The following is a 23,703-nucleotide window of genomic DNA, read 5'->3' as shown; positions in this document are numbered from 1 at the left end:
GAACACGACGATGTACGGCACGCCGACCTGACGCGAGAGCAGGATGTGCTCGCGGGTCTGCGGCATCGGGCCGTCAGCGGCCGAGCACACCAGGATCGCGCCGTCCATCTGCGCCGCACCCGTGATCATGTTCTTCACATAGTCAGCGTGGCCCGGGCAGTCGACGTGACCGTAGTGACGGTTCGGCGACTCGTATTCCACGTGCGCGGTCGAGATCGTGATGCCGCGTGCCTTCTCTTCCGGCGCCGCATCGATCGAACCGTAGTCCTTGAACTCGCCACCGAAACGCTCGGCGCCGATCTTGGTCAGGGCAGCCGTGAGCGTGGTCTTGCCGTGATCGACGTGACCGATGGTGCCGACGTTGACGTGCGGCTTCTTACGTTCGAACTTACCCTTTGCCATGAGCGCTAAACTCCGCTGGAGCCAATGAGATAGTAAAAAAGGAACCGCCGCGGGCGACGAAGATGGTGCTCATGACTGGAATCGAACCAGCGACCTCTTCCTTACCAAGGAAGTGCTCTACCGACTGAGCTACATGAGCACGAAACGCAGCGCGCGTAAGATCAATGGAGCGGGAGACGGGAATCGAACCCGCACAATCAGCTTGGAAGGCTGAAGTTCTACCATTGAACTACTCCCGCACTGCGCGGAACTCGTTTGGTGGAGGAAGGTGGATTCGAACCACCGAAGGCGTAAGCCAGCAGATTTACAGTCTGCCCCCGTTGGCCGCTTGGGTATTCCTCCAACATAGAACGCCTATTGTCGCGAGCGCCCCGGAAACTGTCAATAACTTCCGCACGTAAAATACACATGCCTTGACCGTTTGCCGACGCCCGGACAGCCCACCGATACGGGTTGTCGGTGAGCGAGCCGCGCAGTGTAACGAGGCGGATCGCCCTTGGGAAGCGTTTTGTCAGGCCTCGCGCGTGGCGAGCACCAGTGGCTCCATCGCACGCGACATTTCCATCAGCTTGAGGGCGTACTCCTGCAGGCGCAGATCCCTCTCTTCCACCGGCTTCCAGGGCGGAACCGGGGTCGGCTTGCCGCCGTCCGCCTTGTCCATGGCCACGAAGACCATCACACAACTGGTGGCCAGACGCTGTTCGCCGCTACGGAGGTCCCGTGCGAGAACGTCCACCGCGAGGTGCATGCTCGACGTGCCGGTATGGATCAGACGGGCGCGGACGGTCACGAGGTCGCCGATGAGAATCGGTGCAAGGAACTGGATGCCACTGACCGAGACGGTCACGCAATAGGCGCCACTCCAGCCCACCGCACAGGCGTACCCTGCCTGATCGAGCCACTTCATGACCATGCCGCCGTGGACTTTGCCGCCGAAGTTCACATCGGTCGGTTGGGCCAGGAAACGGAATTCGACTTCTCGCTGGGTGCCGGACATGCCGCTACCTTGCTGGGGAAAAGTCACATTATGGCCGCTGGGCGGCTTGTCGGACCGCCCCGCGCGGCATAGATTCGAAGCCATCGTCCCCGGGAGCGCCCCATGGTCCTTCGCAGCGTCGCCTCGCGACTCGCCCTGGCAATGCTTTTGGGGTCGGCGATCATCATGGTCGTGACGGGCGGCCTGCTGCTATCCCACACCCGCGAGCAGACGCTTGCCCAGACCCAGCGCGAAGCGGCCGCCGTCGTCCAGTCCGCCGCCGTCCGCATCCAGGGGCGCATCGATGGCGTCGCCACGATCGGGCGCACCGTCGCCGCCCTGCTCCACGATCGTCGCGACCAGGCACCCTCGCTCATTCGCGACGCGCTCGCCGCCAATCCGGAAATCGTCGACATCAGCGCCGCCTTCGTGCCGCGGGACAGCGCGGCGGTACGCGATCAGGACGCCCCGGTGGTACGTCGCGATCCCGACGGCAAGCTGACCGCCGGCAGCCGGAGGACGGACGCGGAGCCCTACTGGACATCCGACTGGTTCGTGAAAGGCCTGAACTGCGACAGCGGGTGCTGGCAAGCGCCGTTCCAGGCGGCCGGTCGGCCCGAGACCCTCGTGGGCTATTCGGTCGCGATACCGGGCACGAGCCGCATCCCGGTCATCGGCGTCGCCGACGCGACCATCAGCCTCGACTGGCTCCAGCGACTCCTCAGCCAGCTTGGCAAGCCTGAACACGCTTCCGCGTTCGTGGCCGACAGCGACGGCATCTTCCTCGCGCATGACTGGACGTCGTACATCGGCAGCCGGGCCAGCCGCCCTCTGAGGGAGGCCATGGCGACGGGAAAGAACCCGGTACGCCTGACGCCCGAGATGGGCGCGCGCGTGAGCGAGCCCGTCTGGGTCTACTACGTACCGATTCGCGGGACCGGCTGGATCTTCGGACTGAGCATGCCTGAGCGCGCCGTGCTGGCCGACCTCCGGCGCACCTACATGGTGGACATCCTGCTGGGATTGCTGGCGCTCGCCGGCGTCTCTCTCATCGCACTCATCGTCACACGCCGCCTGATGGCTCCACTGGGCGTCCTCGCCGAGCGCGCGGAGAACGTGGCACGAGGCGACCTGGATTTCGCCCTGCCCGACGTCCGGCGGAACGACGAGGTAGGTCGCCTCACCCGGGCCTTCGACCATATGCGGCATCAGCTCGCGGGCCATATCGATACCGCGAAGCGCACCGCCCGTGAGCAGGAGCGTATCGCCAGCGAGCTAGAGATCGCCCGCCAGATCCAGCTCGCCCTCATCCCGGAACCGCGCTGGCTCGCCGCTGACGGTCGTATCGAGCTGTTCGCCGCGCTACGCCCGGCCAGCGCCGTGGGCGGCGATCTGTACACGTATTTCGCGCTCGGCGCGAAGCACGTCTGCGTCATGGTCGGCGACGTCTCCGACAAGGGTGTACCGGCCGCCCTGTTCATGGCGCGGACGATCACTCTCGCACGCACCATCGCCACGCACGCACGGTCGCCGAGCGACATCCTCGCCGCGCTCAACCGTGAGCTATGCAAGGGTAACGACACCTGCATGTTCGTCACCCTGCTCTGCGGTGTCGTGGAGACCGAAACCGGGATGCTCAGCATGGCCAGCGCCGGGCACGAACAGCCCGTACTGCACGCCGGCGGAAGCGCCATCCTCGTCGACGTCGAAACCGGCCCCGCCCTCGGCCTCGATCGCGAAGCGCGCTACCCTGTGCGCGTGATGACACTGCTCGGGGGCGACACCGTGATCATGTACACCGATGGCGTCAGCGAGGCGCACGCAGGCAATCAGCGCCTTTATGGCGCGGATGCCTTGCTCGACAGCGTCTCGCGCATCGGCGAAGGCGCGACACCGGAGGCGCTCGTCACCGGCGTTCTGAACGACGTCGACGCCTATGTCGAGGGCGCCCCCGCTTACGACGACATCGCCCTGCTCGCGCTGACCTGGCACGACGCCGGGGCGGAAGGAGTCCGCCTCGATGCGGTTGCGCATTCCTAATCGCCTCGAGGACGTGTTTCTCGCCCTCGATCGTGCGGGGAGCGCGCTCGAACGTGGCGACGTCGACCCCGCCTGTCGCACGGACGTCCGCCTCGTGCTCGAAGAGCTGCTGGTGAACACCGTCCGTCATGGCTATCCCGACGGGCGCGACGGCTGCATCGAGATTCAGCTGGACATCGGCAGCGACATGGTCCGGCTCGAGCTGCGCGACGATGCCATGCCCTTCGACCCGCTGGAACCGGAACCGCCGGAACTTCCTGGCGATATCGCCCTGCGCGACATCGGCGGACTCGGCTTGCATCTTGCACGCAGCATCGCCAGCGATTTCCACTATGCACGCGACGAACACGGCAACCGTGTCGTGATCCGCTTCGATCCATCCCTGCCCGACGAGCCTGCCCCATGACCCTGATCGTTCGCAGCGAATCCCCGACCACCGATCGCAGCACCGTGTGGGTGGAAGGCCGCCTCGATGCGGCGACCTTCGGCGAATTCGACGACGCACTGCGCGATATCACCCCGCTCGTGGACAACGGGGGCACGCTCATCATCGATCTGTCCGCCCTCGATTACATCAGCAGCGCCGGCCTGCGCAGCCTCGCGCAGCTACGCAGACAGATGCAGGATCGTGCCGGCCGCACGCTGCTGCTAAACCCGCAACCGCAGGTGAAGAAGGTTTTCGAGATCGTGAAAGCGGTGCCGGTCGCGGAAGTATTCGCCAGCGTGGCCGAGCTGGATCAGTATCTGGATCACATGCAGCGGCAGATCACGGGCTGAGGTCCGTTAGCCGCTCTTCGCGGTATCGATCAGGCTCGCGCGCAGCGTTTCCAGCTGCGCCTTCAGACCGACGAGCTCATCGATCTCGCAACCGGTCGCGCAGAACACGTCGACGGGAACATGCCCGGTTTTCTCGCGCAACGCCCTGCCTTCGTCGGTGAGCGTGACGAGGACCTGCCGCTCATCGCGCGTACCGCGCGTACGCACCACGTGGCCCGCTGCCTGCAATCGCTTCAGCAGCGGGGTGAGCGTGGCCGAGTCGAGAAACAGCCGGTCGCCCAGTTCCGACACGGTAATGCCGTCGCGCTCCCACAGCACGAGCATGACGAGGTATTGCGGGTAGGTAAGGTCCAGCTTTGCCAGTAGCTGGCGGTAGAGCTTCCCCATCGCGAGGTTCGCGGAATACAGCGAAAAGCACAGCTGCCCGTCAAGGGTGCGCGGGGCTTCTACGCCTTCAGGCAGCGATTTCTTGCTCATGCCTCGGAATGTAGGGTCGTGGATATTGAATTGCAAGCGATTGAATTGCGCGGCGCAAAAAAAAGGCCTCGCGTGAGCGAGGCCATTCGTTCTTTACCGATGGCCCACCGGTATCAGACGTTGAAGCGGAAGTGCAGAATGTCGCCTTCCTTCACCAGGTACTCCTTACCCTCGAGACGGAGACGCCCTGCTTCCTTCGCGCCCTGCTCGCCGTTGAACTTGATGAAGTCGTCATAGCCCACCGTCTCGGCACGGATGAAACCGCGCTCGAAGTCGGTATGGATGACACCGGCAGCCTGCGGCGCGGTGGACCCGGCGCGGACCTGCCAGGCACGGACTTCCTTCTCGCCGGCGGTGAAATACGTCTGCAGGCCGAGCAGCGTGTAACCTGCGCGGATGACGCGGTTGAGGCCCGGCTCTTCGAGGCCGAGGTCCTTCAGGAACTCGTCGCGATCGGCGTCGTCAAGCTGGGAGAGCTCTTCTTCGATGGCGGCGCAGATGGGCACGACCTCGGCACCTTCTTCCACGGCACGCGCACGCACGGCGTCGAGGTGCGGATTGTTCTCGAAGCCGTCTTCCGCCACGTTGGCGATGTACATCAGCGGCTTCATCGTGATCAGGAACATGTCGCGGACAAGGGCTTTTTCCTCGGCATCGAGACCAGCCGCACGGGCCGACTTGCCCTGATCGAGCGCGACGCGGAGCTTCTCCAGCACCGGTTTCTTCGCGATCGCGTCCTTGTCGTTGGCCTTGGCCGAACGGGTGGCGCGGTCGAGCGCCTTCAGCACGGCCTCGAGATCGGCCAGCGCCAGCTCGGTATCGATGGTCTCGATATCGGCGATCGGGTCCACCTTGTTCGCCACATGAATGACGTTGCCGTCTTCAAAGCAGCGTACGACGTGCGCGATGGCGTCGGTCTCGCGGATGTGCGCGAGGAACTTGTTGCCCAGACCCTCGCCCTTCGACGCGCCCGCCACGAGACCGGCGATGTCGACGAATTCCATGGTGGTGGGAATGACGCGCTGCGGCTTCACGATGCCGGCCAGCGCGGTCAGGCGCAGGTCGGGCACGGGGACGATGCCGGTGTTCGGCTCGATCGTGCAGAACGGGAAGTTGGCGGCGGCGATGCCCGCCTTGGTCAGCGCATTGAAAAGGGTGGACTTGCCGACGTTAGGCAGGCCGACGATGCCGCATTTGATGCCCATGGCGATCTTGGTCCGGTAAAGGTGATTGGTGCGGTCAGGCGACCGTGTGCAGGCGCTTCATCGCCTCTTCGAACTTGCCATCCAGCGCCAGCGGCAGCACGTCGAACGCGCGCCCGATGCCGTGCATGATGGCGTCCTCGTCGGCCGCGTTGGGGCGACCGAGCACCCACGGGGTGACCTTGTCCTTGTGCCCCGGGTGGCCGATGCCGACCCGCAGACGGTGAAACTTGCCGTGCCCGAGATGGGCCACGATGTCACGCAAGCCGTTCTGGCCGCCGTGGCCACCATCGAACTTCATGCGGACGGTGCCGGGCGGGAGGTCCAGTTCGTCGTGGGCGACGAGGCACTCTTCCGGCGCGATCTTGTAGTAGCGCAGCGCTGACGCGACGGCGATGCCACTCTTGTTCATGAATGTCGCGGGCTTGAGCAGCCAGACGGTCTCGCCACCGATACGCAGCTTGCAGGTCTCGCCATGCAGCTTGCCGTCGAAGGTCCAACGCTCCCCCTGGTCCATGGCCAGGGCGTCGACACACCAGAACCCGGCATTGTGCCGGGTCCTGACGTATTCGGCCCCGGGGTTACCGAGGCCGACGATAAGACGAAGTGTCGCCATAGACCGAAGCGGGTGCGGCCCGCGGCGCCGGAGCGCGCGGACCGCCGCCGATTACTTCTTGTCTTCGGTCGAAGCGTCGCCTTCAGCGGCCGGCGCTTCCGGATCGACTTCTTCCTGGATCGAGGCGACGGTCACGACGGCGACGTCGTGTTCCTTGCCCAGGGCCAGTTCCGGGATTTCCACGTTGGCCGGCAGCTTGAGGTCGGACAGGTGGACGATCGAGCCGGCGTCGAGCGTGGCCAGGTCGAGTTCGATGAACTCCGGCAGGTGCTTCGGCAGGCACGAAACCACGACTTCCGTCAGGTTGTGCGAGATGACCAGACCCGAGGTCTTGCCAGCCGGCGACTTTTCCTGGTTGAGGAAGTGGATGGGCACGGCGACCTTGACGGCCTCGTTCTCGTTAACGCGCAGGAAGTCCATGTGCAGCATGAGCTGACGGAACGGGTGCTTCTGCCAGTCCTTGATCAGAACCTTCTGCTTCTTGCCGTCGACCGTGAGGTCGATGACCGAGGAGTAGAACGACTCGAAGCGCGAGCCGAGCAGCACGTCGTTGTGGAGAACCTGGATAGCCTGCGGAGCCTCGTTGGCGCCGTAGACGATAGCCGGCACGTAACCCGCGGTACGAAGGCGGCGGCTCGCACCCTTCCCTTCGATCTTGCGGCTCGTGGCGGTGAGCTGATGATTGGTAGCCATGGTGTTGCCTCAAGTAAACCGCCTCACGGCGGTGGTAAAGGGCTTCCCCGCGACCAGGGAAGCCCGAAAAATCAGATACTTAGTCGATATATAGCGAACTGACCGATTCACCGAAGGCGATCCGGCGGATGGTCTCCGCGAGCAGTTCCGCGACCGACAACTGACGGATTTTCGCACAGTTACGGGCGTTGTCGCGCAACGGCAGCGTATTGGTGACCACCAGCTGGTCGAGCGAGGAGCCTTCGATGTTGGTGATCGCGGCGCCCGACAGCACCGGATGGACGCAGTAGGCGACGACCTTGCGGGCGCCCTTTTCCTTCAGCGCGGCCGCGGCGGCGCACAGGGTGCCGGCGGTATCGACGATGTCGTCGACCAGAATGCAGGTCTTGCCTTCGACGTCGCCGATGATGTTCATGACCGTGGCCACGTTCGCCTTGGGCCGGCGCTTGTCGATGATCGCGAGATCGGCGTCGTCCAGGCGCTTGGCGAGCGCGCGAGCGCGCACCACGCCACCGACGTCGGGGCTGACCACGATCAGGTCGTCCATGCTGTGATGACGCCAGATGTCCGCCAGCAGTACCGGCGAGGCGTACACGTTGTCGACCGGAATATCGAAGAAGCCCTGGATCTGGTCGGCATGCAGGTCGATCGTCAGCACGCGGTCGGCGCCGGCGGTCGCGATCATCTTGGCGGCCAGCTTGGCCGTGATCGGCACGCGCGACGAGCGCGGGCGACGATCCTGGCGGGCATAGCCGAAATACGGCATGACCGCGGTGACGCTGCCGGCCGATGCGCGCTTGAGCGCGTCGATCATGACCAGCAGGTCGAACAGATTCTCCGCACTGGGGGCACCCGTCGGCTGAATGACGAAGACCTCCTGCTTACGGACGTTTTCTTCGATCTCGATCTGCGCTTCGCCATCGCTGAACCGGCCGATGAGGGCCTTGCCGAGCGGGATGCCGAGCCGCGCGGCGACATCGTCGGCGAGCGCACGGTGCGCATTGCCGGTAAACAACATCGGGGTGGACGTGTCCACGGAGGAACTCCTGGCGTGAGATGGGTGGGTATCGGCTATGTGCCACCGTGAGGTGGCTGGGGCGGCAGGATTCGAACCTGCGCATGCGGGAATCAAAATCCCGTGCCTTAACCAGCTTGGCGACGCCCCAACAATTCGTTCCGGCGAGCCATCCGGCCCACCTTGGCTTTGCCGCAGCCCGCGGCCCTTCCCGTCCTTACGACATGTGTCCTTGAGCAGCGTCGATCCGGTCCCGCGTCACCAGCAGCGGGGAAGGATCGATGCCCACCGCCACGTGGGCGACGAAGCCCGCGGGACAGCGTGAGGCGATGCCGAGCGCCGCCTCGTGGGTTCTTGTTTCGAGAAAAATGCAACCGCCGCTGCCGGAAAGCCGCGCGCGACCGAAGCCGCCCAGCCAGTCCAGTGCCGCCGCCACCCGCGGGTGACGCGCGCGAACCACAGGCTCGAAGGCGTTCTCCGCGGAATCCCCGGAAACAAAGGCCGAAATTGTCGCCTGAGGGGCATGACGTGTCAATTCGGGCGCGGCAAAAAGTGCCGCGGTGGGCACGTGCTCGCGGGGATCGACGACGACGTACCAGCGGCGGGGCAGACGGATCGGCGTCAGCTGCTCGCCCACGCCCTCGGCCCAGGCGGAGCGGCCCCTGACGAAGACCGGCACGTCGGCACCGAGGCGGACCGCCAGGGCCGCCAGGGCATCTTCATCCAGGCCCGTTTTCCACAAGGCGTTCAGGCCCACCAGGACGGTGGCGGCATCGGAGCTGCCCCCGCCGAGACCGCCGCCCATGGGTATCCGCTTGAACACCTCGATGTCGGCGCCCAGGGCGGTGCCGGTCTCGGCGGCCAGGAGGCGCGCCGCGCGAACCGTCAGATCGGCATCCTCCGGGACACCCGCCACCGGGGTCGGACGCGCGATCCTTCCATCGTGGCGCACGCGCAGGCGAACCTCGTCGCCCCAGTCCAGCAGGCGGAAAACCGTCTGCAAGGCGTGGTAACCGTTGTCGAGACGGCCGACGATCCGCAGAAAAAGATTGAGCTTGGCCGGGGCCGGCCAGACGGTCCAGTCGCCCGGCGCCAGCGGGGCCAGGTCGCGACTCATGAACACGCGCAGGTGGTCGGGGAAACCGTTTTCGCGGTCGCGTTCCAGTGCCCGGGCGAAGCCGGGCGCGTGCTTGTCGACCACCACGAAGCCATGCTTCGCGTAGAAAGGCGCATTCCACGGCACGTCGGCCAGCGTGCCCAGGTCGACGCGACGGAAGCCGGCCTCGCGCGCCCACTGACAGGCACGCTCCAGCAGCGCCGCACCGATGCCCTGGCCACCGAAAGCGGGAAGCACGTCGATTTCAGCGATGCCGATCGCATCCGGGCGCCCATCGGTCTCGAGGCAGACGAAACCGACGACCTCGTCATCCACCGTGGCGACCCAGACACGCCCCCGGGAGATCAGTTCGTGGACGATCTCGCGCGGCAAGGCCATGGACGAATACGACGGCCACGCCGGATGTCCACGGAACAACGCCACGGCGGCACGCTCGATGTCGCACAGCCGCTCGGCGTGATCCGCGACGGCGCGGGTGATCTCAAAGTTCATCGCGGGAGCCGGATGTGCACGGGGCGCCGAGTATAGCGGCCACCTATTTCGCGAAGGACCAGTCCTCGATCGCCAGGCGCACCTTGTACGGTGCCTTCTCGGCGAAGACGCGGGCGGGCATGGCCGGCTGGCGCGTGGCATCCCACGTCTTGTAGTCGACGGTCCAGCCGTCCTGGATGAGACGTGAGGGCAAGCGGTCGGCGCCAAACGTGATCTCGGCTGGCCCCGTATCGGCGCGCAGCCCCAGGGCCCAGCGCTTCAGTTCGCCCAGAGGGATCTGCCAGCCCACCGTGCTCGCCATGAGCGACTCGGCGTCGGCGCCATGGCGGGTACCGCCGTCGAGGCCTTCGAGATCGGCACCGTCGGGGCCACCGGTCAGGCGGAACGTACGGCCGGTGATCGGCCCACGCACCGTGAACTCGTAGCGCTCACCGTCCTGCCGCCATGTGAGGCTGCCGGAGTTGCTGTCCTTACCGTCGGAAACCGACAACTTACCCTGGAGCGTCCAGTGGTCGGTATCGGCGAGGCTGCGTTCGCGCTGCTCCTGCATGCCCAGCGTGGCGGCGTCGCCCACGTTGCGCACGGGAGCGCGAGTGGTCGCGCAGGCGGTAAGGAGCAACAGGGGCAGTGCGGCAAGGAGCGTTCTGGCGGTCTGGCGCATGAATACGGGATCTTCTGCAGGAGCGCGCCATGCGCGCGATCGGGGCGGACGCGGCCTAGGGACGCAGCTTTTGTTCGGTCTTCCGCAGCGCCGCGTTTTTCGGGTCGAGGCGGCGCACTTCGTTGAGCACCTTACGTGCCTCATCGTGCTCGCCCCGTGTCCACAGGACTTCGGCGAGGTGCACGCCGATGTCGCCGTCCTTGTGCTGTGTCCAGGCGCCACGCAGGGTGGTCTCGGCCTGGTCCAGCTGCCCTTGCCGGTATTTCAGCCAGCCCCACGAGTCGGCCACGGACGGATCGTCCGGTCGCGCGGTACGGGCCACCTGGATCAGGTTCTGGGCTTCCGGCAGGTCGCGGTCGTTGTCGGCGAGGGTGTAACCCAGCGCATTGCTCGCCTCGATGTCGCCGGGCTTCAGCTCGAGGACCTTGCGAAAGTCGGCCACGGCCTGATCGATCTTGCCGGCCTCGGCGTTGGCGAGCCCGCGCGAATACAGCATGTCGGTGTCGTCGGCCTTGACCTGCAGAGCCTTGTCATAGGCATTGACCGCCGCGTCGAACCGACGCGCATCCATGTAGAGCTCACCGTCGAGGGCGAACGCCTTGCGCAGCTGATCGGGACGGTCGGCGTACTGGGTCTGCAGCTCCGCCACGATCTCGTGCGCGTCGTCGTCCTTGCCCTGCAGATGCAGGATCACGGCGCTGCGCACGGACGCATCGAAGATCCGCGGATCGTCGTCGCCGACCGCGGCGTACCAGTCGAGGGCGTCTTCCTGCTTGCCCAGCAGCTCGGCGAGCTGTCCGAGGGTGAAGGCGTTATCGGCCTGAACGTCATCCGGTTGCCGGCGGATCTCCTCATACAGCTTGCCCTCGGCCGCCTTGTCGCTGGCACGCGCGGCGAGGGTCATCCGCATAAGGTAAGTGTCGACGTCCTGGCTTCCGGTGGCCAGCACGCGGGCGGCCGCCTTCTCGTCATCGCCCTGCGCCAGCAACGTGGCATACGCGAGGCGGAGATGCGTGTTTTTCGGATCCCTGGCGACCGCCTTGGCGAACAGCCGCTTCGCGCCTTCCTTGTCGCCCGCGCGGAATTTCTGCTGCGCCGCCCAGCCGTAGGTGGTGGCGTCGTGGAAACGGGCCTGCGCGCCCTCTCCGATCGTTTTCGCGTAGTCATGCCGACCCAGGCTCTCGCCCAGTTCGGCCATGGCCAGCCAGGCGGCGGAATCGTTGGGAAGCCGCTGCGGCGTGGCGATGCGCTCGAGCAGCTGCCCGGCCTGGGCGGCGTCCCGGGCGGTGACCAGGGTGCGGCCGAATTCACGCCAGGCATCGGGGTCGCCGGTGCCGACCATGATCTCCATCTGGCGCTGCGCCTCGGCGGTATCGCCGCGATCCAGAGCCATCCGCGCGCGGGATTCGGCAAGCTCGAGCGGCTTCGCGCCGAGCCTGGCCCAGCGATCCAGCGCTTTCGCGGCGGCGTCCTGGTCATGCACGGCCAGGGCCAGTTCGGTCGCCCGGGCGGCCACACGGGGGTCGTCGCCCAGCTGGGCCGCGCGACCGTAAGCGTCCGACGCCGCCTTGAGATCGTTGGCGGCAAGGGCGAAGTCGCCCGCCATCAGTTGTGCCTGAAGGTCGCGTTCGGGGGGCAGAATCGCCACCTGAAGCCGGTCGAGGGGCTGGACGCCCGTGCGTACGGCCTGGGGCGCGGTCCGCGGCGCCGTGGCGCAACCGGACAGGGCCGCGAGGGCACCGACGACCACATATTGACGCACTCGCTTGAACTTGGACCGACCGCTCAGCACACTACTCTCCGATTTCGTCCGATAGCCGATGCAATAAGCCCGGCCCTTGTGAGCGCACAATGCGCCCTTAGCTTAGCCGACGCCACCGAAGCCGACTCCAGCCCGTCATGCCACTCATCGCCCTCGGGCTCAATCACCTCACCGCGCCGGTCAGCCTGCGCGAGCAGGTGGCATTCGACGCCACGGCGACGCCGGAGGCGCTCGATGAGCTTGTCCGGCAACCCGGCGTCGAAGAGGCGATGATCCTCTCCACCTGCAACCGCACCGAGCTGTATTGCAGCGTGACCGAGGGTTTCGAGGGCGTGCCCGGCCAGTGGCTGTCCCGACAGCATCGTCTGACCCCGCAACGGCTGGACGAGTTCCTCTACCGCCATGACGAACACGACGCGGTGCGCCACATGTTCCGGGTGGCGACCGGACTCGACTCCATGGTGCTGGGCGAGCCGCAGATCCTCGGCCAGGTCAAGGACGCCTACCAGCATGCGCGCACGGCCCAGTCGCTGCGCGCCCCGATGGAACGCCTGCTCCAGCACACCTTCGCAGTGGCCAAGCGGGTCCGGACGGACACCCGTATCGGTGCACACACGGTCTCGGTCGCCTACACGGCGGTGCGCCTGGCCGAACAGGTCTTCACGGATCTGCGTCAGGCCTGCGTCCTGCTGATCGGCGCGGGCGAGACGATCGAACTGGCGGCGCGCCATCTGACCGACAAGAAGGTGCGCCGGCTGATCGTGGCCAACCGCACCCTCGAGAACGCCCAGGAACTCGCCAGCCGCTACAGCGGCTATGCCATCTCCCTGGCCGACCTGCCCCGCCACCTCGCCGAGGCCGACATCGTGATCACCTCGACGGCCTCGCGGCTGCCGGTGGTGACGAAGGCAATGGTTACCGATGCCATCGCCGCCCGCCGCCGCCGTCCGATGTTCATGGTCGATATCGCCGTGCCACGCGATATCGAGGCGGAGGTGGCGCAGCTCGACGACGTGTACCTCTACGGCATCGACGACCTGAAACAGGTTATCGACGAGAACCGCCGGTCCCGCGAAATGGCGGCCCGCGAAGCCGACGCCATCATCGACCTCCAGGTCGAACGCTACATGTCCTGGCGCCGCGCACTCACCCTGCGCAACCCTGCCGTGGACATGCGCCTCGCGGCCGAGACGCAGCGCGACGAAGTGCTGGCCAAGGCGCAGGCCATGCTGGCCAGAGGACGTCCCGCGGAAGAAGCCCTCGCGTTCCTGGCCAATACCCTGACCAACAAGCTGCTGCACGCACCCAGCGCACGCCTGCGCGATGCCGCCCTTTCAGGCGATCTGGACCTGCTTCACGCCGCCGGCCGGCTGTATGGACTGGACCCGGACGACGACGTTTCCGCATGATGTCGGGCTATAGCCCTCTGTCGTGCCTTTGATGACTCCCTCGATCCGCCGCAAACTCGAAGCCCTCGCCGAACGTCACGAGGAAGTCGGCCGCCTGCTCGCGCAGCCGGACGCCCTCGCCGACAACCAGCGCTTTCGCGATCTTTCAAGGGAATACGCCCAGCTCGAGCCTGTCGCCCTGTCCCTGCGGGAGCACGACGAGGCCCAGCGCGAGCTGGCCGAGACCCGCGCCATGCTCGACGATCCCGAGATGCGCGACATGGCCGCGGACGATATCGAGCGGATCGAGGGCCGCCTGACCGAGCTGGATGGCGAGCTGCAGATCCTCCTGCTGCCGAAGGACCCGCGTGACGAGGGCAACCTCTTTCTCGAAGTACGCGCCGGCACCGGTGGCGACGAGGCGGCCATCTTCGCCGGTGACCTTTTCCGCATGTACGCCCGGTATGCGGAGCGACAGCGCTGGCACGTCGAGATCCTCAACGCGAACGACGGGGAGCATGGCGGTTACAAGGAGATCGTCGCCCGCATCGAGGGCCGCGGCGCCTACTCGAAGCTGAAGTTCGAATCGGGTACCCACCGCGTGCAGCGTGTGCCCGAAACCGAGTCGCAGGGCCGTATCCACACCTCGGCGGCGACCGTGGCGATCCTGCCCGAGCAGGACGATATCGACGAGATCGAAATCCGCGACGGCGACCTCAAGGTCGACACCTTCCGGGCCTCCGGTGCCGGTGGCCAGCATGTGAACAAGACGGACTCGGCCATCCGCATCACCCATCTGCCGACGGGGACGGTGGTCGAATGCCAGGACGAGCGCAGCCAGCACAAGAACCGCGCCCGGGCGATGAGCCTGCTCAAGGCCCGCCTTCTGGACGCGGAGCGGAGCAAGCAGAGTGCCGCGCAGGCCGAATCCCGCCGCCTGCAGGTCGGCTCGGGCGATCGCAGCCAGCGCATCCGCACCTATAACTTCCCGCAGGGACGGATCACCGATCACCGCATCAACCTCACGCTGTACCGGCTCACCGAGGTACTGCAGGGCGATATGGACGAGCTGGTCGACACGCTGACCCGCGAGGCGCAAGCCGACGAGTTGCAAAGTCTGACGGCGGGATGACATTTTCTGCCCCACAATCGGTCACCCTCCCCGCGTGGAACGAACCGATGGGCAAGAAAAAGAAGAAAGCCTACGAACACGACCTCGAAGCCCTGCAGATCGAACTGATCGGCCTGACCCGATGGCTGCGCCGCACCGGCAAACGCATGGTCGTCCTCTTCGAAGGCCGCGATGCCGCCGGCAAGGGCGGCACCATCAAGGCCATCACCGACAAGCTCGATACCCGCGCCGCGCGCGTCGTCGCCCTGGGCAAGCCGTCGCAGGACGAGCAGACCCAGTGGTACTTCCAGCGCTACGTGGCACACCTGCCATCGGCGGGCGAGCTGGTCCTGTTCGACCGCAGCTGGTACAACCGCGCCGTCGTCGAGCCGGTGATGGGCTTCTGCACCGACGAGCAGTACGACGCTTTCATGAAAGCCTGCCCGGCGTTCGAGAAACTGCTGACCGACGACGGCATCATCCTGCTCAAGTACTGGCTTTCCGTGGATCAGCAGGAGCAGGAGGAACGCTTCGCCGAGCGCGCGGAAGATCCGTTGAAACGCTGGAAGCTGTCACCTGTCGACCTCAAGGGACGGGAGAAATACGCCGAAACGGGCGACCTGCGTGACGCCATGATCCAGCACACGCACACGGCCGATGCGCCCTGGTTCGTGGCCGACTTCAACGATCAGAAAACCGGGCGGCTCAACCTGATCCGCCATCTGCTCGACCAGATCCCCGATCAGCTCGTGCCCAACGAGGAAATCGAGTTGCCGCCGCTGAAGGGCAAGCCGAAGAAGGACAAGGTCACCGCCAAGGCGGAAAAGGTGGCGAAGGTCTACTGACGCGCCGCCACGCGACGCACGGGCGCCCGTCGTGGCAGGCGCCCGGCGCGCGAGAGGCGCAGCCACTGCCGCATCGCGAGCAGGCCGCCCGCGGATTCGATCATCGCCGCGGGCACCCACATGATCACTCCTCCGATCAGCTGGCCCGTCAGGACGTTGAGCGTGAAGGCACGACCGCAGATCTCGAAGATCGGATAGAGATCGGTCTTCGAGAAGGTGACGATGGCGCCGGCGACGATCTGCGGCGTCATCGTGATTCCGGGCGACAACACGCGCCATCCGGGTGACATGCGGCCGGGTGGCTTCGGCCGGTGGTCGAGCACCAGCCACCAGTAGGCCAGCCCCGACAGCACCATCGACCAGTTCATCGCGCGGTAGATGCGCCAGTCCAGCATGGCGAGCGTCTGCATGTCGGGAATCAGCCAGACGACGATGAGCGCGACGAAAAGCAGTGTGACGACCGCCGGGTGCAGCAGTATCGCCGACAGTGCGCGCGATACCGGCGAACGCCCGGCGCGACGCAGCCGGATGCGCCACGCCGGCGGAAGGCCGGCCCGCAGCACCGTTCCCGGATAGGAGGCGATGATCAGCAAGGGCGCCAGATGATGGAGAAGCACTTGCTGGATGCGGTGCATGAAAAACTCGTGCTCCGCGAAGTAGTCGAAGTAGGTATGCAGCGCGACGTAGATCATCGCCATACCGAGCCAGAACGCCGCCTTGCGCGCCATCGACACCCGCAGTCGCCGGCACCCCGCCGCATACAGCAGCGCCGTCGCGACGAACACGATCACGAAGACCCAGGAGAACTCCCAGGGAACGATCCACTTCAGCGCGCCGGCGGCCACCGTCAGGCCGCGCGGCGACCGCGACGGGTACGGCGCCAGCCGTAGATCAGGCCGATGAGCGCAACCAGCCCCGGGACGAGCACGATGTTGATGAACTTCAGGCGCAGGCCCAGCGCGTCGATCTCGGCGTTGAGCTGGTGCTGCACGTCGCGCAGTTCCTTGCCGATCGCGAGCTTGCGCTGAAGATACTGCTCGACCTCGCGCCGCTGCTCCGCCGTGGCCGTGCCGCCGCTTCCGCCCTTGCTGGGCTGAAGCTCGGCCAGACGCCGCTGGGTATCGTAGAGCTCGTTCTCCAGCTCGCGTTTCTTGGTCAGGAACTTGCGGTCCGCCGCGGCCTGCAGCGCGCGGACCCGGGTGAACGGCCGCTGCGCATTGACCCGTCCACGAATGGACAGCAAGGCGGTGGACCCGCCAAGGTTGTCGACGATGTTCGAGACGAAGTCGCCGTTATTGGCAAACGGCGTCAGCTGCTGCTGCCCGAGCAACGGCTGCACGTCGATCCACAAGCGATCCGAAAGCAGGTCGGTGTCGGCGACGAGCACGATTTCGCCGGGACCGGCCGCCTGATCCAGGTGCCCCTTTCCCGTACGCTCGGGGAACGCCGTGTGGAAGGTGTCGCGCAGCCGCGCAGCCAGGACGTAGCGCTCGTGACTGGGCTCGTAATTTTCCATCAGCGTCGTCGGATCGTTCGCGGCATCGCGCACGCGCTGCGCGGCGACCACGGCCGCTTCGTCGGACGTCTGCACGAGCGGAATCAATCGCGCCTTCGTGTCCTGCGATAGCTCGAAGTGACCCGCCGTCGAGAAATTCACGCGCTGCAGGCTCGCCGTCACCACATCGTCGTGGTTGAGGTCCTGGGTCCCGAGGCCGAGCATCGCCGGATGGCCGATATTGTTGCCGTTGAGGTCGATCGTCAGCGCATGCGAACGGTCCAGCACGACCTGAGTCGGGTCGAAGACCACGCCCCAGGCCTCGAACAGACGATGCAGATCGGAATCGTGATCGTCCACCGTGCCCCGCGGATCGATCAGAGGCGCGCTGTCCATTTCCGAATCGGGATCGACGAAGACGACAAGGTGTCCGCCGCGCAGCACGTACTGGTCGATCGCATACTGCGCGTCGTCCGACAGGCGCTTGGGATGGACCAGCAGCAACACCTTGATCGACGGATCGATGTGGGTGAGTCCCTCAGGATCGATCGTCGTGACGTCGGCGATCTGGTCCAGCTGATGGAACAGTGTCCACGGCGCTTCGCCGATCACCGGATTGCCTTCCACCGGCAGCGAGCTCACCACCCCGAGTTTCGGCTTCTGCGGCATGCCAAGCTCATAGAGCAGTTTGGCGATGTCGTATTCGACGAACGATTCGCGCGCGGGGTCGAAGAACGGGATCGCCTGGGGCGGCACTTCGCCCGATCCGTCCATGCCGACGAGGCCGAAGAACACGCGCTCGCCATTGCTGCCACCGGTGGCAGGCGTCAGCCCGTAGCCTTCGGCAGCGTCTTCATCATCGGAATAAGGCACCGGGTCGATGACGCGGAACCGTACCCGGCCATGGGCGCGAACCGCGATCTCTCGCAGCATCTCCTGCACACGCTGCTCGTAGCTGCGCAACTGCGGAAGATCGCGCGTGGCGTGGTCGGAGAAATACAGCGTGACCGTCAGCGGCTTGCGCAGGGCATCGACGATCTGCAGCGTGCCCGGCGTCAGGGTGTAGATACGGTCGGCCGTGAGGTCGACGCGTGCCGTGCGCAACGACATCGAGCTGATCGCCACCGCCGCAAGGAAAAGCACGGCGATCGCCACCAGTGCCGCGCGCAGGCGCAACGAACGGGTGATCCTGAAGCGACGGGCCATCTCAGCGCGTCCTCTTCAGGTCGAGCACCACGACACTCGCGCCGAGCCAGGCGACGATGGTGGCGAAGAAGTACACCAGGTCGCGCAGATCGAGTACCCCGCGGGCGATAGCGTTGGCGTGTCGCGCCATGCTCAGCTGCCCCATGGCGCCGATCAGCTTCGGCGGCACCGAGTCCTGGAAAAAATCGAGCACCTGGGGCTGTCCGACCAGGAGCAGGAGGAAGCACACCGATGCGGTCAGGATGAACGCGACGATCTGGCTCCGGGTAGCGGTGGACATGCACGCCCCGATGGCGATGAACGCACCGGCCATCAGCCAGCTACCGACGTAGCCGGCGAGGATCACCCCGTTGTCGGGATCCCCGAGGTAATTCACCGTGATCCAGATCGGAAATGTCAGGACCAGACAAACACCGATGAAGGCCCAGGCGGCCAGGAACTTGCCCAGCACGGCCTGCGAAATCGACACCGGCAGCGAGAACAGCAGTTCGAGCGTGCCGGACGCCCGTTCCTCGGCCCACATCGACATGGTCACGGCGGGCACCAGCACGAGGTACAGCCAGGGATGCATGTCGAAGAAAGGCTGCAGGTCGGCCAGGCCGCGATCGTAGAAATCGCCGCTGTAAAACGTCAGCGTTCCGGCCAGCACCAGGAAGATGACCATGAAGACGTAGGCCACAGGCGTCACGAAGTAGCCCCACAACTCGCGGCGCGCGATGGCGGTGACGGCGCTCATGCGTGGCCTCCGCGCGGCTGCGTCGTGATCTGCCGGAAGACTTCGTCCAGCCTGCCCTGCTCCAGCTGAATCTCCGAAACCCGCAGGTTCTGCGTGCGAAGGAGCGCCTGCACCTCGTCGAGGATCGGCTGCCCCGGTTTCGGAAACACCGTGACCCGCCCATCCAGCGGATCCACTTCCACCATCGACACGCCGGGAATGCGCGCAAGCATCTCGCGGGACACCGCACTGCCCTGCGCGCTGAAGGAAACGGCGCCGTGATACCGCGAGCGTGCCTCCAGCTCGGCGGGTGTCGCGTCGGCGAGCAGCTTGCCGTTGGCGATGATCGCCACGCGGTTGCATAAAGCGTGCACCTCTTCGAGCAGATGCGTGGAAATCAGGATGGTTCGCTCCCTCGCCATGGCATCGATGAGCATGCGCACGGAATGCTTCTGGTTGGGATCGAGGCCGTCCGTCGGTTCGTCGAGCATCAGTACCGGAGGATCGTGCAGGATCGCCTGCGCGAGGCCGACCCGGCGACGCAGGCCCTTGGACAGGGTACCGATGGTCTGCTCCAGCACGTCTTCCAGTTCGAGACGGGAGACGACCTCATCGAAGCGCCTATAGGCAATGTCGCGGTCCAGGCCACGGACCCTGACGATGAACGTGAGGAACTCACGGACCGTCATTTCGCCGTAGCTGGGCGCACCCTCCGGCAGGTAGCCCAGGGCGCGCTTGGCCGACAGGGGCTCCTTTCGGATGTCGTGTCCACAGACGCGGGCGGTGCCGGACGTCGGGGTGAGAAACCCCGCGATCATGCGCATGGCCGTGGACTTCCCGGCGCCATTGGGGCCGAGCAGCCCCAGGACCTGGCCAGGTTCGGCACGCAGGGAAAGGGCATCCACCGCGATCAGCGGGCCATAGCAACGGGTCAGTCGGTCGGTCTCGATCATTGACGGCAATTAACGCATAAAAAAAGCCCCGGGGTTACCGGGGCTCTTCGTATCGCATGGCTTACGAGGCTTACTGCGCCATCGTCGGCGCGGTGCCCGCTTCGGCCGGAGCCGCAGCGGTACCCGCCGGAGCGGGGGCGGAGGACGAGCCGGCCGGAGCCGATTCTTCCAGGCCCGGCTGCTTCAGGCCGGCTTCCTGTTCCGGGGTCTGCTCCGGAATGTTGTCGCCCTGCAGCGGCAGGTAAATCTCGAACTTCTGCTCGTCGTAACCCTCGATCGTGCCGTGGTTGTTGGTCGGCGCCTTCACCTGGATGTCGTAGGGACGGAAGGTGACGTCGTCGAACTTGTAACCATGGGTCTGCGAGTAGGCTTCGAGCATCTGACGCGTCTGCGGCAGGCCGGCACCGGTGCCGTTCCACTCCGCCTTGAGCGCCTTGCCACCGAAGGCGAGAACAGCCTTGACGTTGCCGTCGACGATGACGCGGCCGAGCTTGTCCTTGCTACCCGGCGCGGCCGAATCGGCAGCGGCCGGAGCGGCGGCCGTCGAGGCGGCAGCCGGAGCGGCGGCGTCGAGCGACGGACGCTGGGCGGCCGTCAGTTCGACGTCCTGGCCATTGATCTTCAGCGTGGTGGCGTCGATCTCGGCGGCGACGTCGAACGTATAGTTCTGGTCGCCCCAGTTCGTGGTGAAGGTGATGCGCGGGCTGACGATGTTCACGCCCAGCTTCTTCGCCGCGGCCTGCAGTTCGCCCCAGGCCTTGTCCGACGCGGTGTCGACGTCGTCGAGGGTGCGCGGGGCCGTGGTCGACACGAAGAGGATCGGCTTGGCCGGCTGGTCGGCGATGGCCGGAACCATCTTGCTGTAGTCGATGTTCGGGATCGCAGCCATCAGGTTCTGAAGGTTGGACAGGCTGAACTGAATCAGCGCGTCCGGATCGCCGTGGATATAGAGGTTGGAGAAGCGGTTGACCAGGTTGAAGCCGTAGTCGACGTCGTAAGCCCACTTGACCTTGACGAGCTTCTGGCTGCGGCCGGTACGCTCGAGGTTGATGGTGAACTTCTTGTCGCTACCGCGCCAGGCGTTGTCCACGTTCCAGACAATGGTGCCCTTGCCGGCATCGGAGATCTTGGAGAAATCCGGGTCGATCGAGGCGATCTCGAGCGAGCCGTCACCGACCTTCTTGTCGTCGGCCTTCCAGGCAATCTTGGCACCCGGACCGTAGGCCTTGCCCGAAAGCTCGAACTGGACCTTGGGATCGAAGGAGCGAAGGACGGTGTAGTCAGGGAAACGACGGAAGTTGCTAAAAACGTCGTAAACCTGGCGCAAGTCCTTGCTGATCAGCATTTCGCGCTCGACGTGTCCGGCCGAGGGCATAGCCAGCCCGACAACGACGCCCAATACGGCGACGATGACGAGGGCAACGATAAATTCTAACAGACGCGTCATTCCACGGTTCTCCGAACGTCTTACGAACAGGCTCCGCACACGGCCATGGACGCCGCATGGTCACCCCTGAAGAATCGGCCGTGGCTTGGGGTTCGCCAGCGCCGAAAGAGCCGATGGTAGCTGCTCACGACAGGGAACGCCATTGGGTCCCCTGCCCTTTTTCGCAAGCCTGCACAAGCGGATTTTCGGCCGGAAGCTCCCGGACGATGCCGCCCGGTCGAGCCGGGCTCAGACGATCCCGAGTTCCAGCGCCTTCAAGACGGCGCGCGTGCGGTCCCGCACGCCCAGTTTGGAAAGGATGTTGGACACATGGTTTTTCACCGTCCCCTCGGCGACGCGCAGGGAATTGGCGATTTCCTTGTTGCTGTAGCCGCCCGACAGCAGCCGCAGGATCTCGGTCTCGCGTTCGGTAAGCGGATCCGGCTGCTCCAGGCTGGAAAACTGGTTCTGGATGCGACCGACGCCGGCCAGCAGGCGCTGGGTGACCATGGGCGCCACCAGCGAACCGCCGGCGGAAACGGTGCGTACGGCCTCGACGAGCTGATCGAGCGACACGTCTTTCAACAGATACCCACGGGCACCGGCTTTCAGGCCGGACAACACCAGCTGGTCGTCGTCAAAGGTAGTCAGGATGATCGTCGGCGGGAGTTCATTGCGACCGCCCAGGGTCTGCAGGACCTCCAGGCCGCTCATGTTGGGCATGCGCAGATCGAGCAGGACCACGTCCGGCCGTACCTGGGGGATCGTCTGCACCGCCTGGGCGCCGTCGGCGCATTCCGCCACGACGCGGATATCGCCGGCGAGGTCCAGCAAGGAGCGGATGCCCTGGCGCACCAGGTTCTGATCGTCAACGAGGCAGACGGAAATCATGGGTGGTCCTCGGAAGGAACGGAAAGTGTGGCACGCGGGAGGGCCTCGGCGTCATCCGTGACCTCCAGCGTGTGACGAGCCGGGGCGTGGGCCAGCGTGGGCTCCTCACCCAGTGGCAGGCGGGCGGTCAGGGCGAATCCGCCCTGCATCCCGCCCCCGAAGGTGACCGTCCCGCCGAACTCGGCGAGACGTTCGCGCATGCCGTTCAGGCCGTTGCCCGGGTGGAACTGGGTACTGCCACGACCGTCGTCGCGCGCGTCCAGACAGAGTTCGTCCGGCCCGGTATGACGGAAGGTCAGCCAGAGATTGCGAGCGTTGGCGTGACGGACCGTATTGGTGAGGATCTCCTGGGCGCAACGCAACAGCATCTGCGCCCGACGCGGATCCTCCACGCCGAAACGCGGCGGGACGCTCAGGTGCACGGCCAGCCCAGGCACGCCTTCCGTGAGACTGCGCAGGGCCTGGGTGAGATCGATGGCGTCGTCCTGACGCAACTCGCTGACCACCTCGCGCACGTCCGCCAACAGCTGCTTGGCGGTTTTCTGCGCCTTCAGCACATGTTCGCGGGCCGTGTCGTTGGTGAGATGACTCGCGACCTCGAGATTCAGGCTGAGCGCCGTGAGGTGGTGACCGACCAGATCGTGCAGGTCGCGCGCGATGCGCATGCGCTCGGCGATGCGGGTCGACTCAGCCAGCAGCGCGCGGGTCGCGCGCAGTTCCGCGTTCAGATGACGCAGTTCCTCGCGCTCGTCCGCCTGCTGGCTGGCGATCAGCGAGGCGATGAACATCAGGGCCGAGAATCCGAAATAAAGGACCGCCTGCATCACCGAGGCGACCAGCGACCAGCCGACCGCGGCATAGAACAGGGGTATCAGGGCGACGTGCGCCAGCACCATCCAGGCCATCGCCAGGGGCAGGCTGATGATCCAGGGAACCACGGCGGCGACGATCACCAGCAGGAGCGCACTGACGCCGCTCTTGCTCAGCCCGCCCACGGCGAGCGCGGTGCCGGTCAGGATCAGCAGGACGGCGACACGCGTGAAACCGTCCACGCGCGAGCCCAGCTGGCGGGTCAGGAGCCAGTAGACGACGCCGAAGACGAGGTAACACGCGATCCAGGCCAGCAAGGCCATGTCGCCGATCTGGCCCGGCTGGTTACCGGCGCGCTGGATCGACAACGGGAGGCCCGCGCAGAGGTAGGCCAGATAGGTGGCGTACCGCAGCAGCCGGACGTGATTGAACTGAAGCTTGGACATGGCCTCATCATAGGGCCTTGCGCGCCGCCCACCACCTGATAGAAGTCACGCTCCGGCGGGCGGCAAGCGTTGGCTTTACAACGGTTTTACATCCGCGTCGCGCTCCCCGGCGAGTCACGGGCATGCCATAATGCCGCGCATTCGGCGGCCTGGGGGTCGCTTTCCAAGAACACTCAAGCGGAGCAAC

Annotated in this window: 23 protein-coding genes and 4 tRNA genes; 6 read left to right on the top strand and 21 right to left on the bottom strand. The window is 65.7% G+C overall.

Annotated features, from left to right (window positions below):
- The 5 genes from B5X73_RS15735 to B5X73_RS15715 all read right to left on the bottom strand — a co-directional run.
- Window positions 1-402, bottom strand: a 402-nt coding sequence (locus B5X73_RS15735; RefSeq protein ID WP_139382806.1) for a GTP-binding protein, incomplete at its 3' end; no start/stop codon positions are given.
- A 63-nt stretch (window positions 403-465) separates the two neighbouring features.
- Window positions 466-541, bottom strand: a tRNA-Thr gene (locus tag B5X73_RS15730).
- Window positions 542-567: 26 nt separating this feature from the next.
- Window positions 568-641 (bottom strand) — tRNA-Gly (locus tag B5X73_RS15725).
- A gap of 17 nt (window positions 642-658) precedes the next feature.
- Window positions 659-744: transfer RNA gene (locus B5X73_RS15720), tRNA-Tyr, on the bottom strand.
- A 169-nt stretch (window positions 745-913) separates the two neighbouring features.
- A complete protein-coding gene (locus tag B5X73_RS15715; protein WP_036115531.1) occupies window positions 914-1,399 on the bottom strand; it encodes an acyl-CoA thioesterase in 486 nt (161 codons plus the stop codon).
- A gap of 102 nt (window positions 1,400-1,501) precedes the next feature.
- On the opposite strand from B5X73_RS15715, the gene B5X73_RS15710 reads away from it, so the two are divergent.
- The 3 genes from B5X73_RS15710 to B5X73_RS15700 are packed head-to-tail and all read left to right on the top strand — an operon-like array spanning window position 1,502 to window position 4,195.
- Window positions 1,502-3,418 (top strand): SpoIIE family protein phosphatase, encoded by a 1,917-nt coding sequence (locus B5X73_RS15710; protein WP_079522492.1) that lies wholly within the window; start codon window positions 1,502-1,504, stop codon window positions 3,416-3,418.
- Window positions 3,399-3,824: an ATP-binding protein gene (locus B5X73_RS15705; RefSeq protein WP_079522491.1), complete on the top strand. Its 426-nt coding sequence runs from the start codon at window positions 3,399-3,401 to the stop codon at window positions 3,822-3,824. Before B5X73_RS15710 ends, B5X73_RS15705 begins: the two co-directional genes overlap by 20 nt.
- Window positions 3,821-4,195, top strand: a complete 375-nt coding sequence (locus tag B5X73_RS15700; protein ID WP_079522490.1) for an STAS domain-containing protein — start codon at window positions 3,821-3,823, stop codon at window positions 4,193-4,195. Before B5X73_RS15705 ends, B5X73_RS15700 begins: the two co-directional genes overlap by 4 nt.
- A gap of 6 nt (window positions 4,196-4,201) precedes the next feature.
- On the opposite strand, the gene B5X73_RS15695 is transcribed toward B5X73_RS15700, so the two are convergent.
- The 9 genes from B5X73_RS15695 to B5X73_RS15655 all read right to left on the bottom strand — a co-directional run bounded on the left by B5X73_RS15695 (window position 4,202) and on the right by B5X73_RS15655 (window position 12,260).
- Complete coding sequence (locus B5X73_RS15695; RefSeq protein WP_079522489.1) at window positions 4,202-4,672, bottom strand: MarR family winged helix-turn-helix transcriptional regulator; 471 nt, start codon at window positions 4,670-4,672, stop codon at window positions 4,202-4,204.
- 113 nt (window positions 4,673-4,785) lie between these two features.
- The gene (gene ychF / locus B5X73_RS15690) at window positions 4,786-5,877 is read right to left on the bottom strand and encodes a redox-regulated ATPase YchF (RefSeq protein WP_079522488.1); all 1,092 of its coding nucleotides are present in this window, start codon (window positions 5,875-5,877) and stop codon (window positions 4,786-4,788) included.
- 34 nt (window positions 5,878-5,911) lie between these two features.
- Window positions 5,912-6,490, bottom strand: coding sequence for an aminoacyl-tRNA hydrolase (pth, locus tag B5X73_RS15685; RefSeq protein ID WP_036115540.1), 579 nt, complete (start codon window positions 6,488-6,490; stop codon window positions 5,912-5,914).
- Between the two features lie 51 nt (window positions 6,491-6,541).
- Window positions 6,542-7,183, bottom strand: a complete 642-nt coding sequence (locus B5X73_RS15680) for a 50S ribosomal protein L25/general stress protein Ctc (protein WP_079522487.1) — start codon at window positions 7,181-7,183, stop codon at window positions 6,542-6,544.
- Between the two features lie 79 nt (window positions 7,184-7,262).
- Complete coding sequence (locus tag B5X73_RS15675) at window positions 7,263-8,201, bottom strand: ribose-phosphate diphosphokinase (RefSeq protein ID WP_036118253.1); 939 nt, start codon at window positions 8,199-8,201, stop codon at window positions 7,263-7,265.
- A 71-nt stretch (window positions 8,202-8,272) separates the two neighbouring features.
- Window positions 8,273-8,349 (bottom strand) — tRNA-Gln (locus B5X73_RS15670).
- Window positions 8,350-8,415: 66 nt separating this feature from the next.
- Window positions 8,416-9,807 carry a 4-(cytidine 5'-diphospho)-2-C-methyl-D-erythritol kinase gene (gene ispE / locus B5X73_RS15665; protein ID WP_079522486.1) on the bottom strand — a complete coding sequence of 464 codons (1,392 nt, stop codon included), beginning with the start codon at window positions 9,805-9,807 and terminating at the stop codon, window positions 8,416-8,418.
- Window positions 9,808-9,850: 43 nt separating this feature from the next.
- Window positions 9,851-10,468, bottom strand: coding sequence for a lipoprotein insertase outer membrane protein LolB (gene lolB, locus B5X73_RS15660; RefSeq protein ID WP_079522485.1), 618 nt, complete (start codon window positions 10,466-10,468; stop codon window positions 9,851-9,853).
- Between the two features lie 55 nt (window positions 10,469-10,523).
- Window positions 10,524-12,260, bottom strand: a complete 1,737-nt coding sequence (locus B5X73_RS15655; protein ID WP_079522484.1) for a tetratricopeptide repeat protein — start codon at window positions 12,258-12,260, stop codon at window positions 10,524-10,526.
- A gap of 107 nt (window positions 12,261-12,367) precedes the next feature.
- Here B5X73_RS15655 and hemA point away from each other — a divergent pair, with 107 nt between their 5' ends.
- Genes hemA through ppk2 form a run of 3 tightly spaced genes read left to right on the top strand, consistent with a single transcriptional unit; the run spans window position 12,368 to window position 15,574 of the window.
- The gene (gene hemA, locus B5X73_RS15650; protein WP_036115550.1) at window positions 12,368-13,639 is read left to right on the top strand and encodes a glutamyl-tRNA reductase; all 1,272 of its coding nucleotides are present in this window, start codon (window positions 12,368-12,370) and stop codon (window positions 13,637-13,639) included.
- Between the two features lie 31 nt (window positions 13,640-13,670).
- Window positions 13,671-14,750 carry a peptide chain release factor 1 gene (gene prfA, locus B5X73_RS15645; protein ID WP_079522483.1) on the top strand — a complete coding sequence of 360 codons (1,080 nt, stop codon included), beginning with the start codon at window positions 13,671-13,673 and terminating at the stop codon, window positions 14,748-14,750.
- A 47-nt stretch (window positions 14,751-14,797) separates the two neighbouring features.
- The gene (ppk2, locus tag B5X73_RS15640; RefSeq protein ID WP_079522482.1) at window positions 14,798-15,574 is read left to right on the top strand and encodes a polyphosphate kinase 2; all 777 of its coding nucleotides are present in this window, start codon (window positions 14,798-14,800) and stop codon (window positions 15,572-15,574) included.
- Here ppk2 and B5X73_RS15635 read toward each other — a convergent pair.
- The 7 genes from B5X73_RS15635 to B5X73_RS15605 all read right to left on the bottom strand — a co-directional run bounded on the left by B5X73_RS15635 (window position 15,568) and on the right by B5X73_RS15605 (window position 23,516).
- Window positions 15,568-16,419 (bottom strand): cytochrome c oxidase assembly protein, encoded by an 852-nt coding sequence (locus B5X73_RS15635; RefSeq protein ID WP_079522481.1) that lies wholly within the window; start codon window positions 16,417-16,419, stop codon window positions 15,568-15,570. The genes ppk2 and B5X73_RS15635 overlap by 7 nt on opposite strands.
- Before the next feature lie 2 nt (window positions 16,420-16,421).
- Window positions 16,422-18,275, bottom strand: coding sequence for a GldG family protein (locus B5X73_RS15630; RefSeq protein WP_079522480.1), 1,854 nt, complete (start codon window positions 18,273-18,275; stop codon window positions 16,422-16,424).
- A 1-nt stretch (window position 18,276) separates the two neighbouring features.
- Window positions 18,277-19,011: an ABC transporter permease subunit gene (locus B5X73_RS15625; RefSeq protein ID WP_036115567.1), complete on the bottom strand. Its 735-nt coding sequence runs from the start codon at window positions 19,009-19,011 to the stop codon at window positions 18,277-18,279.
- Window positions 19,008-19,943, bottom strand: a complete 936-nt coding sequence (locus B5X73_RS15620) for an ABC transporter ATP-binding protein (protein WP_079522479.1) — start codon at window positions 19,941-19,943, stop codon at window positions 19,008-19,010. Before B5X73_RS15620 ends, B5X73_RS15625 begins: the two co-directional genes overlap by 4 nt.
- Window positions 19,944-20,013: 70 nt before the next feature.
- Complete coding sequence (locus B5X73_RS15615) at window positions 20,014-21,390, bottom strand: SRPBCC family protein (RefSeq protein ID WP_079522478.1); 1,377 nt, start codon at window positions 21,388-21,390, stop codon at window positions 20,014-20,016.
- A 228-nt stretch (window positions 21,391-21,618) separates the two neighbouring features.
- Entirely contained in the window at window positions 21,619-22,260 is a 642-nt protein-coding gene (locus B5X73_RS15610) for a response regulator (protein ID WP_036115573.1), read from the bottom strand.
- Complete coding sequence (locus B5X73_RS15605) at window positions 22,257-23,516, bottom strand: sensor histidine kinase (RefSeq protein WP_079522477.1); 1,260 nt, start codon at window positions 23,514-23,516, stop codon at window positions 22,257-22,259. The genes B5X73_RS15610 and B5X73_RS15605 overlap by 4 nt, the downstream gene beginning before the upstream one ends.
- Window positions 23,517-23,703: the final 187 nt, after the last annotated feature.

Origin of the sequence: Luteibacter sp. 22Crub2.1 (assembly GCF_900167995.1) — a bacterium.
In the GTDB taxonomy this organism is placed as follows: domain Bacteria; phylum Pseudomonadota; class Gammaproteobacteria; order Xanthomonadales; family Rhodanobacteraceae; genus Luteibacter; species Luteibacter mycovicinus.
This window is presented reverse-complemented; position numbering and strand designations above follow the sequence as displayed.

Bases quoted from the DNA above. Each gene is read 5' to 3' on its own strand.
- B5X73_RS15610 (WP_036115573.1), bottom strand. From the start codon at position 22,260: ATGATTTCCGTCTGCCTCGTTGACGATCAGAACCTGGTGCGCCAGGGC.
- B5X73_RS15620 (WP_079522479.1), bottom strand. From the start codon at position 19,943: ATGATCGAGACCGACCGACTGACCCGTTGCTATGGCCCGCTGATCGCG.
- ispE (WP_079522486.1), bottom strand. From the start codon at position 9,807: ATGAACTTTGAGATCACCCGCGCCGTCGCGGATCACGCCGAGCGGCTG.
- B5X73_RS15705 (WP_079522491.1), top strand. From the start codon at position 3,399: ATGCGGTTGCGCATTCCTAATCGCCTCGAGGACGTGTTTCTCGCCCTC.
- hemA (WP_036115550.1), top strand. From the start codon at position 12,368: ATGCCACTCATCGCCCTCGGGCTCAATCACCTCACCGCGCCGGTCAGC.
- B5X73_RS15605 (WP_079522477.1), bottom strand. From the start codon at position 23,516: ATGTCCAAGCTTCAGTTCAATCACGTCCGGCTGCTGCGGTACGCCACC.
- B5X73_RS15710 (WP_079522492.1), top strand. From the start codon at position 1,502: ATGGTCCTTCGCAGCGTCGCCTCGCGACTCGCCCTGGCAATGCTTTTG.
- ppk2 (WP_079522482.1), top strand. From the start codon at position 14,798: ATGGGCAAGAAAAAGAAGAAAGCCTACGAACACGACCTCGAAGCCCTG.
- ychF (WP_079522488.1), bottom strand. From the start codon at position 5,877: ATGGGCATCAAATGCGGCATCGTCGGCCTGCCTAACGTCGGCAAGTCC.
- B5X73_RS15625 (WP_036115567.1), bottom strand. From the start codon at position 19,011: ATGAGCGCCGTCACCGCCATCGCGCGCCGCGAGTTGTGGGGCTACTTC.
- prfA (WP_079522483.1), top strand. From the start codon at position 13,671: ATGACTCCCTCGATCCGCCGCAAACTCGAAGCCCTCGCCGAACGTCAC.
- B5X73_RS15715 (WP_036115531.1), bottom strand. From the start codon at position 1,399: ATGTCCGGCACCCAGCGAGAAGTCGAATTCCGTTTCCTGGCCCAACCG.
- B5X73_RS15675 (WP_036118253.1), bottom strand. From the start codon at position 8,201: ATGTTGTTTACCGGCAATGCGCACCGTGCGCTCGCCGACGATGTCGCC.
- B5X73_RS15680 (WP_079522487.1), bottom strand. From the start codon at position 7,183: ATGGCTACCAATCATCAGCTCACCGCCACGAGCCGCAAGATCGAAGGG.
- lolB (WP_079522485.1), bottom strand. From the start codon at position 10,468: ATGCGCCAGACCGCCAGAACGCTCCTTGCCGCACTGCCCCTGTTGCTC.
- pth (WP_036115540.1), bottom strand. From the start codon at position 6,490: ATGGCGACACTTCGTCTTATCGTCGGCCTCGGTAACCCCGGGGCCGAA.
- B5X73_RS15695 (WP_079522489.1), bottom strand. From the start codon at position 4,672: ATGAGCAAGAAATCGCTGCCTGAAGGCGTAGAAGCCCCGCGCACCCTT.
- B5X73_RS15630 (WP_079522480.1), bottom strand. From the start codon at position 18,275: ATGGCCCGTCGCTTCAGGATCACCCGTTCGTTGCGCCTGCGCGCGGCA.
- B5X73_RS15700 (WP_079522490.1), top strand. From the start codon at position 3,821: ATGACCCTGATCGTTCGCAGCGAATCCCCGACCACCGATCGCAGCACC.
- B5X73_RS15615 (WP_079522478.1), bottom strand. From the start codon at position 21,390: ATGACGCGTCTGTTAGAATTTATCGTTGCCCTCGTCATCGTCGCCGTA.